At 52.1% G+C, this 8,616-nt stretch carries 10 protein-coding genes; 6 read left to right on the forward strand and 4 right to left on the reverse strand.

The window, feature by feature from the left end; all coding sequences use genetic code 11:
• Nucleotides 1-155 precede the first annotated feature (155 nt).
• Nucleotides 156-902, reverse strand: a complete 747-nt coding sequence (locus P3X23_RS03660) for a hypothetical protein (RefSeq protein ID WP_300873246.1) — start codon at nucleotides 900-902, stop codon at nucleotides 156-158.
• 77 nt (nucleotides 903-979) lie between these two features.
• On the opposite strand from P3X23_RS03660, the gene P3X23_RS03665 reads away from it, so the two are divergent.
• Entirely contained in the window at nucleotides 980-1,660 is a 681-nt protein-coding gene (locus tag P3X23_RS03665) for a response regulator transcription factor (protein WP_300873248.1), read from the forward strand.
• A 1-nt stretch (nucleotide 1,661) separates the two neighbouring features.
• On the opposite strand, the gene P3X23_RS03670 is transcribed toward P3X23_RS03665, so the two are convergent.
• Nucleotides 1,662-2,570, reverse strand: a complete 909-nt coding sequence (locus P3X23_RS03670; protein ID WP_300873250.1) for a ChaN family lipoprotein — start codon at nucleotides 2,568-2,570, stop codon at nucleotides 1,662-1,664.
• Between the two features lie 113 nt (nucleotides 2,571-2,683).
• Between P3X23_RS03670 and P3X23_RS03675 the strand changes: the two genes are divergently transcribed.
• From P3X23_RS03675 to P3X23_RS03685, 3 genes are all read left to right on the forward strand, one after another.
• Nucleotides 2,684-3,943 (forward strand): bifunctional oligoribonuclease/PAP phosphatase NrnA, encoded by a 1,260-nt coding sequence (locus tag P3X23_RS03675; protein WP_300873252.1) that lies wholly within the window; start codon nucleotides 2,684-2,686, stop codon nucleotides 3,941-3,943.
• 34 nt (nucleotides 3,944-3,977) lie between these two features.
• Complete coding sequence (sixA, locus tag P3X23_RS03680) at nucleotides 3,978-4,496, forward strand: phosphohistidine phosphatase SixA (protein ID WP_300873254.1); 519 nt, start codon at nucleotides 3,978-3,980, stop codon at nucleotides 4,494-4,496.
• An 82-nt stretch (nucleotides 4,497-4,578) separates the two neighbouring features.
• Nucleotides 4,579-4,953, forward strand: coding sequence for a hypothetical protein (locus P3X23_RS03685; protein ID WP_300873256.1), 375 nt, complete (start codon nucleotides 4,579-4,581; stop codon nucleotides 4,951-4,953).
• Here P3X23_RS03685 and P3X23_RS03690 read toward each other — a convergent pair.
• Entirely contained in the window at nucleotides 4,922-5,338 is a 417-nt protein-coding gene (locus P3X23_RS03690; RefSeq protein ID WP_300873258.1) for a nuclear transport factor 2 family protein, read from the reverse strand. The two genes, P3X23_RS03685 and P3X23_RS03690, sit on opposite strands and share 32 nt — an antisense overlap.
• A 79-nt stretch (nucleotides 5,339-5,417) precedes the next feature.
• Nucleotides 5,418-5,915, reverse strand: a complete 498-nt coding sequence (locus tag P3X23_RS03695; RefSeq protein ID WP_300873260.1) for an orange carotenoid protein N-terminal domain-containing protein — start codon at nucleotides 5,913-5,915, stop codon at nucleotides 5,418-5,420.
• Between the two features lie 272 nt (nucleotides 5,916-6,187).
• On the opposite strand from P3X23_RS03695, the gene P3X23_RS03700 reads away from it, so the two are divergent.
• Both P3X23_RS03700 and P3X23_RS03705 read left to right on the forward strand, forming a co-directional pair.
• Nucleotides 6,188-7,276, forward strand: coding sequence for a glycosyl transferase (locus P3X23_RS03700; RefSeq protein ID WP_300873262.1), 1,089 nt, complete (start codon nucleotides 6,188-6,190; stop codon nucleotides 7,274-7,276).
• 17 nt (nucleotides 7,277-7,293) lie between these two features.
• On the forward strand, nucleotides 7,294-8,616 hold a 1,323-nt coding region (locus tag P3X23_RS03705; protein WP_300873264.1), incomplete at its 3' end, for a tetratricopeptide repeat protein.

The following is an 8,616-nucleotide window of genomic DNA, read 5'->3' on the forward strand; positions in this document are numbered from 1 at the left end:
ATTTAATCATCTCCTAAATCATCAACAGTAGACAAAACTTCAACTGTGTATTTGTCTCTTTATACGTCAGTGTACTCGTGTCTTACACCTCTTGCCAGAACTCGTGTTGGAAGCCGGTGTACCCCCCTCCCTATTATGTCACTGGGTCAAACCGGCTATCCCTGGGGCGTCAGCAACTGAAAGGGTAAAAGTAGGTTGATCAGGCAGGGGGGGAGTAACATTGGTAGCTCTGAGGCTTCTCTATAGATGACCCGCTGGCAACTGGGAAGATCAACCGGCAAAGGAAGGGGGAGGTTTTTTCTAGGGTGCTGCTCCACGATCAGAATCTGATTCCGTCGTTTGCTGGCGAGGGCATAGCCTAATTCCAATGCAGTTAGAGGGTGCAACTGGCCATTCTCAACCCCTGTGCCATCAGCAATAAATAGAAGCGAGCGACGCAATCGGGTAATAACGGCACGCTCCAAATGTAGAGGAGCGGTATCTGAACGTGGGCTTTCCACCAGTTCCAAGGGAAAGCGACTGGGAGTATTGGTTACAAATGCTTTGAGGACTGTGCGAATCTCGTCGCTACTGGGGCTATCTGCGGCACTGAAAAAGAGGGTAGGTTCCAAGTAACTCAGGCGATCGCTCTTGATGAAGTAGATTTCGTGACTGAGAATATCAATATTGGCGATTGTATAGCTGCCACTCCCTTCAATGTAAAATTCCACTGTTTCGCCAAGGCGGTAGCGCTGAAACCACTCCGAACGCTGGACTGTTGCTAAGTCATCGAGAAAATCTGCCCGCAATGCTGTTTTCAGCAAGCTACTTTTGTTGAGCCGTAGATCGTGGGGGCGTTGCTCAATTTGGTCGAGGGGTTCATACTGCGGTAGGTACCATGCCCGCAGCACAATAATTGCCATTAAAACATTCCAAACAGAGACTGCAAATAATAATAAACCATGGGTAGATTGGGTTCTACGGAAGTAGGAGAGAGACAATGACAGCAAAATTACTGCTGGTGGATGATGAACCGGGGGTACGCGAGGCGGTGACAGCCTATTTAGAGGACAGTGGCTTTGAGGTGACAGCGGTGGCCAATGGTCAGGCGGCTCTGGCCTACCTAGAAACCAATGTGCCCGACTTGATTATTACAGACATCATGATGCCGCAAATGGATGGCTATGCCTTTTTAGAAAGAGTACGCCAACAGCCCCATCTTAGCCACATTCCTGTGGTCTTCCTCACGGCGCGAGGGATGAAGCGCGATCGCATCCAAGGCTATGATGCTGGCTGTGATGCCTACCTAGCCAAACCGTTTGACCCAGATGAACTGGTGGCCATTATTAAAAATCTGCTGCGGCGCCAAGCGGCTGCTCGCGATGAGACGGAACCCAACCTGACCCATCTAGCCCAACAAATTGCCGAACTGCGGGCGATGCTTGTCCAACAGGGCAAACGTAATCCCACTGCTTCTGCTGTTCGCCTGGATCTCACCCCTCGCGAAGCCAGTGTTCTGCAATTGGTGGTGAAGGGGCTAATGAATAAGGAAATTGCTAGCCAACTCAATACCAGTGTTCGCAATATTGAAAAGTACGTGAGTCGCCTCTTTGTAAAAACAGGCACCAGCAGCCGCACAGAACTTGTACGCTTTGCCCTTGAACATGGCTTAGCTGACTAGTTCACAGAGAAGGATCATTTTGCCAAAACCAGTCGGCAATGCCGGGCTTGGCTTTTTCCATTGCTGTGGGATTGAGAAGGATAATTGCTTGGCGGAGGTTGGGGGAGAGCCGTCGCTGTACCCGCTGGGGAATGCCATCCCCAAAATAAACGTGACCCCGACCCGTCAACACCACAATCAGGCGCTCGGGATCTCGCTGATGATGCTTGGCAATGACTTTGGCCATCGTTTCATCCCAAAGGACTTGGGCTTGGTAAAAGAAGTCAAAATTAAGACTGTGACTCACCCCTTGGTGGGCAGCAGTAAAAATTTCCTTCAGGCGATCGCGATAGGCAGTGTTGCTTAAATCAATGTCTATCAGGGGTGGAATATAGCGAAAATCGTCTTCCCTTAAGCTTTTTAGGCCTTGACGTGCCACTTGGCGGGTAACTTCACTGGGAGTATTCAGGGCAATCAGGGGAATTTGCTGCTCCTTGGCAAAGCGAAAAATCGGCGCATACAGCGACCAAGGAAAGCCCCACCGCTGGGCATATTGGGTTTGCTCCAGCAACTCTATTTCGGTAATCTCACCCGCAATGTAGGCATCGAGGGCAGCTTGAAAAGGACGCTGAATCATTTCAAGGGCGATCGCCAGTGGGCGACCCCGCCGCTGTAACTCCTGCAAAATTCGCAATTGTGCCTGATGATCGGCTACCCTATCGTGGGTCTCACCCAAATAGAGGATGTGTTTTTGCTCCCACTCGGCATAGGCTCTTTGCACAGGAACTGATTCACCGCCCCGCCAGACCTGTTGCGCTTTCAGACTGTGGGTTCCCGCAAAAAAAAGGGCGATCGCCAAGCTGAGTGCTAAGGGATGCCAAGACCGCCCCACCGCTAAGCGACCCACACACCGTCCAAGGGGGGATGCCAAACGATAAAATATCTGCCAAGATCGAAATAGAGTCGTTAACGGTATGGTGACGACAACTCTCTTCTGTGCGTTCCCCATTGGGTTCAACCCTGTTATCCAACGCTGAAACAACTATGCAATCTCCCCATCCACTTGAACTCAGTGACCCCACTGCCAGTGACGTCAGTTCCACTCATCCTGAACTGAATGGTAACGCACTGGCGAAATCAGAGACGACCTCTACAGAATTGGCAAAGGTGGAAGTTCGCTTGAGTGATCCCCGTGCCGAAGCGCTGCGGCAAATGCTGGAACGTCACCGCGGTACACGGCAGTTAATTATTCTGCAAGATTTTCCTGATCCTGATGCCCTTTCTTCGGCGTGGACCTATAAGCTCATTGCTGAGCAGTTTGAGATTCAGTGCGATATTGCCTACGCCGGTGCCCTGAGTCATCAAGAAAATATTACCTTGGTGCGGCTGACGGGGATGCCCCTTGTGCGCTGGACCGTGCAAGGTACTAAAAATAAGGATCAGCGGGACTGCTCCTGTTACCAAGGCTACGTCCTGATTGACAACCAAGGCACCACCAGCCAATTACTGCCAATGGTGCAGGAGGCTCGCCTACCCGCGATCGCCATTATTGACCACCACAGTCTGCAAGAAGCCATCCAAGCCGAGTTTATAGACATTCGGCCAACGACCCGCGCCACGGCAACCATCTTTACCCAATACCTGCAAGCAGGGCTGCTCACCCTCGACAGTAGCAACCCAGTTCACGTAAAATGCGCCACTGCCCTCATGCATGGCCTGCGCTCCGACACTGATTGCCTTAAACAGGCCAAAGAGGAGGACTTTCTGGCAGCCGCCTTTCTGAGTCGTTTTATTGATTATCAACTGCTGAACACCATTTTGCAGTCCCACCGCTCAAAACAGGTGATGGACGTCATCGAGCGATCGCTCAAAAACCGCTCTATTCACAACAATTTCTCGATTTCTGGCGTGGGCTATATCCGCTACGAAGACCGCGATGCCATTCCCCAAGCGGCTGATTTCCTTGTTACTGAGGAGAACGTTCACACTGCTGTTGTCTATGGTCTTGTCCACGACGAAGATGAAGAGGTGGAGCTGATTATTGGTTCGCTGCGCACGACGAAAATTACCCTAGATCCTGACGAATTTATCAAGGAGGCCTTTGGCAAGGATCGCCAAGGGCGTTTCTTTGGTGGGGGTCGCTCCCAAGCCGGCGGTTTTGAAATTCCCGTGGGCTTCTTGTCGGGTCTCAATGAAAATCCAGAGTACGCTAAACTCAAGTGGAGTGTTTACGATACCCAGATTAAGCAAAAGCTCCTCCATCTCGTTAATCCCAAGAACAATGTCCTCCACGGTACGGAGTAGGGCACTGTTTCTGGTCATTAAGTTCTAGGTCTTTATGAGGGAGCTAACAGTCTTTTTTTTCCGCCACGGGATTGCGGTTGAACAGGAAGTCTTTGAAGGCAGTGATGGCGATCGCCCCCTGACGGCCAAAGGCGAAAAGAAAACCCAGCAGATTGCGCGGCGGTTACTAGATCTGGGCATTGAGGCAGAACTCATTCTCTCCTCGCCGCTGCTGCGGGCACGGCAAACGGCAGAAATTCTCCTAGAAGTGGGGGTTGCTCCCGATTTAATGATTTCTGACCTGCTAGCTCCGAGTGGCCGCTTGCAAGAATGGCTCCAGTGGCTGAGCCACTGGCGTCAAGAACATGAGGGTGCCCTCATTGCAGTGGGTCATGAACCCAATCTTAGTCACTGGACAGAACTTCTCACCTGTGGCCGAGCCTTGGGACACATCCAACTCAAGAAAGCAGGCATTATTGGTCTAAAAGTTCCAGACATCGATCCCCTTGGCAATAGTCAACTCTTTTGGCTGACGCCTCCTAAGTTTTTGCTCGATAGTCGTGGAATTGCCTGACTACAAGGGGCTATTCCGATGCTTCGCCATCACTTTCCCTAAAGCGACAAAATAGAAATACGGCCTGCTACAGGATGGAAGTGTGAATTTTGAGTCGGAAATTACAGAGCATTTACCACCGGATGTTCTCAGTTGGCTGTATGCCTATCAGCGGGAGCATCAATTGACTAGCCTTGAAGCAGCAATTGTGGACATTGTTTGTAAGTTTTATGCCCAAACGGATCGTTTGCCTGAGCGGGTGGCGGATCTAGAGCGACGGGTCAATGCTCTTAGCCGTGAAGTGATTCATCTGCGCCAACAACTGCCGCAAAACTACGATCGCCTGCGGGAACAGTTGGCAGCGGTACGCCTCAGTCATTCTGGCATTCTTCACAATTTGCGCGATCGCGTAGAGGCTCTAGAGTGTGAGGTGTTTTCGGATCGCCCTAGTGTTGCTGACGCAGAGGCTGATAGCTGAGGAGTTCCTCCAAGGTGGCAAGTAAATTGACTTTCACAAAGGTGATCTGATCCTCGGTATTGAGGCCAAACTGCCAGGCCACATTGACGCTAAAGAGAGGGAGTTTAGCTTTGCCCACTAAACGATAGCAGCGCTGTGTACCCTCTTTCGTCAAGAATTCTCCTTTGAGGGGTTCTGCCCGCATACCCACAGCTTCAAGGTGGAGATAGTGGGCGATCGCTCCCCGGCCAATTAGCGGCTCTGCAAAGGGCGGATAGAGAACTCCCTCCTCAGCAAATAGGGCGGCTACATCCTCATAGCGTTCGTCGTTGAGGGCAGTAAAATAGGCGCTGAGCGTTGGCTCGTCAATGCCGAGAATGGGACTGCCTTGAACAGAATGGATCATTTTTTAATATCCTCAGTGGTTTGAATCGAGATAAAAAAAGGGAGCAAGCTGCCCCCTTGCGTAACCCATGGCATCTTAATTAGACGGCAAGCGGATCTACACCCATGGCGACTACGGCATTCCGCAAGATGGTAATTTGTTGACCAAAATCAAGGGCTTTGATAGCTTCAAACACGCGATCGGCATCGCGGCTGAGGGTATAACCGGCGGGCACGGGTACCACAAACCCCTGTTTCATCAGTTCCGCCAGTTGGTACCAGAAGGCAAGCTTGGTGTTGGGACTAAAGACGCCGTAAGCACGGGTAAGAGGGGTATCCACATTGGCCACCAAGTCACGCATGAATTGAAGCTGATCATCAAAACTGAGTGCTTTGACCTGATTGAGCAGCCCTTCCGCCAGTTGTAGGCGAGCCGTACCGAGGGCGGCGGCTGTAATCGAATGACCCGTTTCAGTGTAGATAAACCACAGAAGCCCTAGTTTGTCATCCACGCTCAAGCAGTTGAAGAGAGTGATGACTTCTTGAACGGCTGTGGCCAGTGTTGAGGGAGTGAAACGAGTATCGGTGGTATAGGTCATACAGCTTCAGAGATGTTGAACGTCTAGCAGGTTGCCATGCTTATCTCTGCCTCCTGGTCAACAGTATGTTACACATCTTCATAAAAGGCAACACAAATTTATAAATACCGTCAATAAATCTATTTTATAGTCTATTTGAATAGACTAAAATAAATCTCCTGTAGCTACAATCCTTGGGTACTCCTATCTAGGCAAGGAAAAAGATGCTGGGGAGAACAAGAGAAAGTTTTTACAAATGTTAAGATTACATCTGTTTTGGCGAGAACAGTCCTGTGGCTCGACCGACTCTCTACGTAGCAATCACAAACCATGGCTTTGGTCATGTGGGGCGAACAACCGCACTTGTGAATGCGATTCGCCGTCAAGTGCCCACTCTGTTGCCACTGATCGTGACGGCTGCTCCCTATTGGTTGTTGCGGGCAAATTTGGAGGGGGAGTTTATTCACCGCCCCCGCGCCCTGGATCTGGGGGTCGTACAGGCGGATAGTCTGCAAATGGATTTGGCGGCAACCCGTGCTAAGCTTTTGGAACTGCGGGCGGCTGCCCCTGAGTTAATCTGTGCAGAGGCTGAGTTTATTCGGCAAAATCGGGCGCAGTTGGTCTTAGCAGATATTCCGCCATTGGCTGTAGCGATCGCCCACGCAGCAGGGGTGCCCTGCTGGATGGTCAGTAATTTTGGCTGGGATTTTATCTATCGCTCTTTTGGGGATGACTTTGTTGAGATTGCGGATTGGGTGGGTGATCTTTACAGTAGGTGCGATCGCCTGTTTCAACTGCCCTTTGCGGAACCGCTAACGGCGTTTCGCCATAAGGAACCTGTGGGATTGACGGGAGCTGAACCGCGTTTTGACCCGGCGGAGTTGCGGCAGCGCCTTGACCTTACTACCCCCCGCGATCGCACGGTTCTTTTAACATTTGGCGGCTTGAGTTTGCAGGCCATTCCCTATGGGGCACTCAAAGACTTTCCCGATTGGCAGTTCCTCACTTTTGATGCCGCCGCTCCCGAAGGGCTGCCCAACCTCCTGAAGCTCTGTGGGCAACAACTGCGTCCAGTGGATGTGATGCCCCTCTGTGGGCGAGTTGTATCTAAGCCCGGCTATGGCACCTATGCGGAGGCCTATCGCGTGGGGGTAGCGGTGGCAACGATTCGTCGCGATGATTTTGCCGAAGGGCCAGTGTTGGTGGCGGGATTGCAGGCGCACCACTTCCATCAAATCCTCAGCCATGAGGAGTTTTTTAGTGGCCATTGGCAGTTTTTGCGCGCAGAACCGCAGCCTCCCCAAGACCCGACGCCCCTGGACTGCAACGGAAATTCTACAATTGCCACTGCCGTTGCTTATTATTTGAATCAACACACCTAGGATTCGTAGCAGTCGCTGTGGGTATTTTGGGATGGTACACAGCCTCGCCGCTCAAAAAGGCTTGGCAACTCTATCAGCAGCAGCAGTGGAGCGGGGCACGACAGTGGGCCAGTCAAGCTGTGGAACGGTCGCCGCAGCCTGAGGCCTACTACCTGTTGGGATTAATTGCTGAACAGCAGAGAGACCCCCTTGAGGCGAAGATGGCCTATGAACGGGCGATCGCCCTTAATCCGTGGTATGCCCCTGCCCATTATCGGTTGGCCATTGTGCTCCACGATGTTCTTCAGCAGCCGGCCGCGGCTCTACCTCACTATCAGCGTGCCCTTGAAGTCAGGCCGGAGTGGGTAGAAGCCCACAGCAATCTCGGCAATGCCTATCTGGATTTGGGGGAGACTGAGCAGGCGATCGCCTGCTACCAAAAAGCCCTGTCTTTGAATCCTGACTTGCCCACAACGTTATATAACTTGGGACTGTGCCTGCACTCTCAGGGGAAACTTACAGAAGCCAGTGCTTGCTATGAACAGTCCCTCTACCTCGAAGCCGGCCAAGCCGATGTCCACAATAATTTGGGCAGTGTCTATCTTGCTTTGAAGCACTACGAAGCAGCGGTTCATCACTTTCAAGCGGCCCTGAGCACCAATCCAGAACTGCTCACAGCTCACTACAATCTGGGCTACGCTTTGCAGCTACAGGGCAAGCTGGCGGCGGCGCGCGATCGCTATCAAGAAGTGTTGCTGCGGGACAGCAGACATCCACAGGCACTGCTGCAATTGGGGGAAATTTACCTTCAGGAAGCGGACTTTGCCACAGCCATGAGTTATTACCAGCGTTGCCTCAGCCTTGACCCCCTCAACAGTACTGCCCAAGCTGGGTTGGCCACAGCCCTGCTGGAAATAGGCGAGCCGCAAACGGCACTCCACCATTTTCGTCAAGCGGTTGCCCTTGCTCCTGATGTTGCGGAGGTGCGCCTGAGCTTTGCCTTGGTGCTGCTACTCCTAGGACACTTTCAAGAGGGATGGGAAGAATACGAATGGCGCTGGCAGCAATCCACGGGTGGCTTGCGCACCTATCCGCAGCCGCGTTGGCAAGGTCAGTCCCTTGAGGGAAAAACCCTCTTTGTCTATAGCGAGCAGGGGCTAGGGGACTGCATTCAGTTTGTGCGTTTACTGCCTTTGATAGCGCGGCGTGCCCAACGGGTGATGTTTGCTGCCTATCCGCCTCTGGTTCGCCTCTGTCAGATGCTGCCGGGGATTGATGTGATTAGCACCGAGGAGACTCCTCCTCCTTTTGACTATCACACCCCTCTCCTGAGTTTGCCCCGCTACTTGGGCATTGACAAG

It is taken from the genome of Thermosynechococcus sp. Uc (assembly GCF_029335995.1).
GTDB lineage: Bacteria > Cyanobacteriota > Cyanobacteriia > Thermosynechococcales > Thermosynechococcaceae > Thermosynechococcus.

Bases quoted from the DNA above. Each gene is read 5' to 3' on its own strand.
- sixA (WP_300873254.1), top strand. From the start codon at position 3,978: ATGAGGGAGCTAACAGTCTTTTTTTTCCGCCACGGGATTGCGGTTGAA.
- P3X23_RS03690 (WP_300873258.1), bottom strand. From the start codon at position 5,338: ATGATCCATTCTGTTCAAGGCAGTCCCATTCTCGGCATTGACGAGCCA.
- P3X23_RS03675 (WP_300873252.1), top strand. From the start codon at position 2,684: ATGCAATCTCCCCATCCACTTGAACTCAGTGACCCCACTGCCAGTGAC.
- P3X23_RS03665 (WP_300873248.1), top strand. From the start codon at position 980: ATGACAGCAAAATTACTGCTGGTGGATGATGAACCGGGGGTACGCGAG.
- P3X23_RS03695 (WP_300873260.1), bottom strand. From the start codon at position 5,915: ATGACCTATACCACCGATACTCGTTTCACTCCCTCAACACTGGCCACA.
- P3X23_RS03660 (WP_300873246.1), bottom strand. From the start codon at position 902: ATGGCAATTATTGTGCTGCGGGCATGGTACCTACCGCAGTATGAACCC.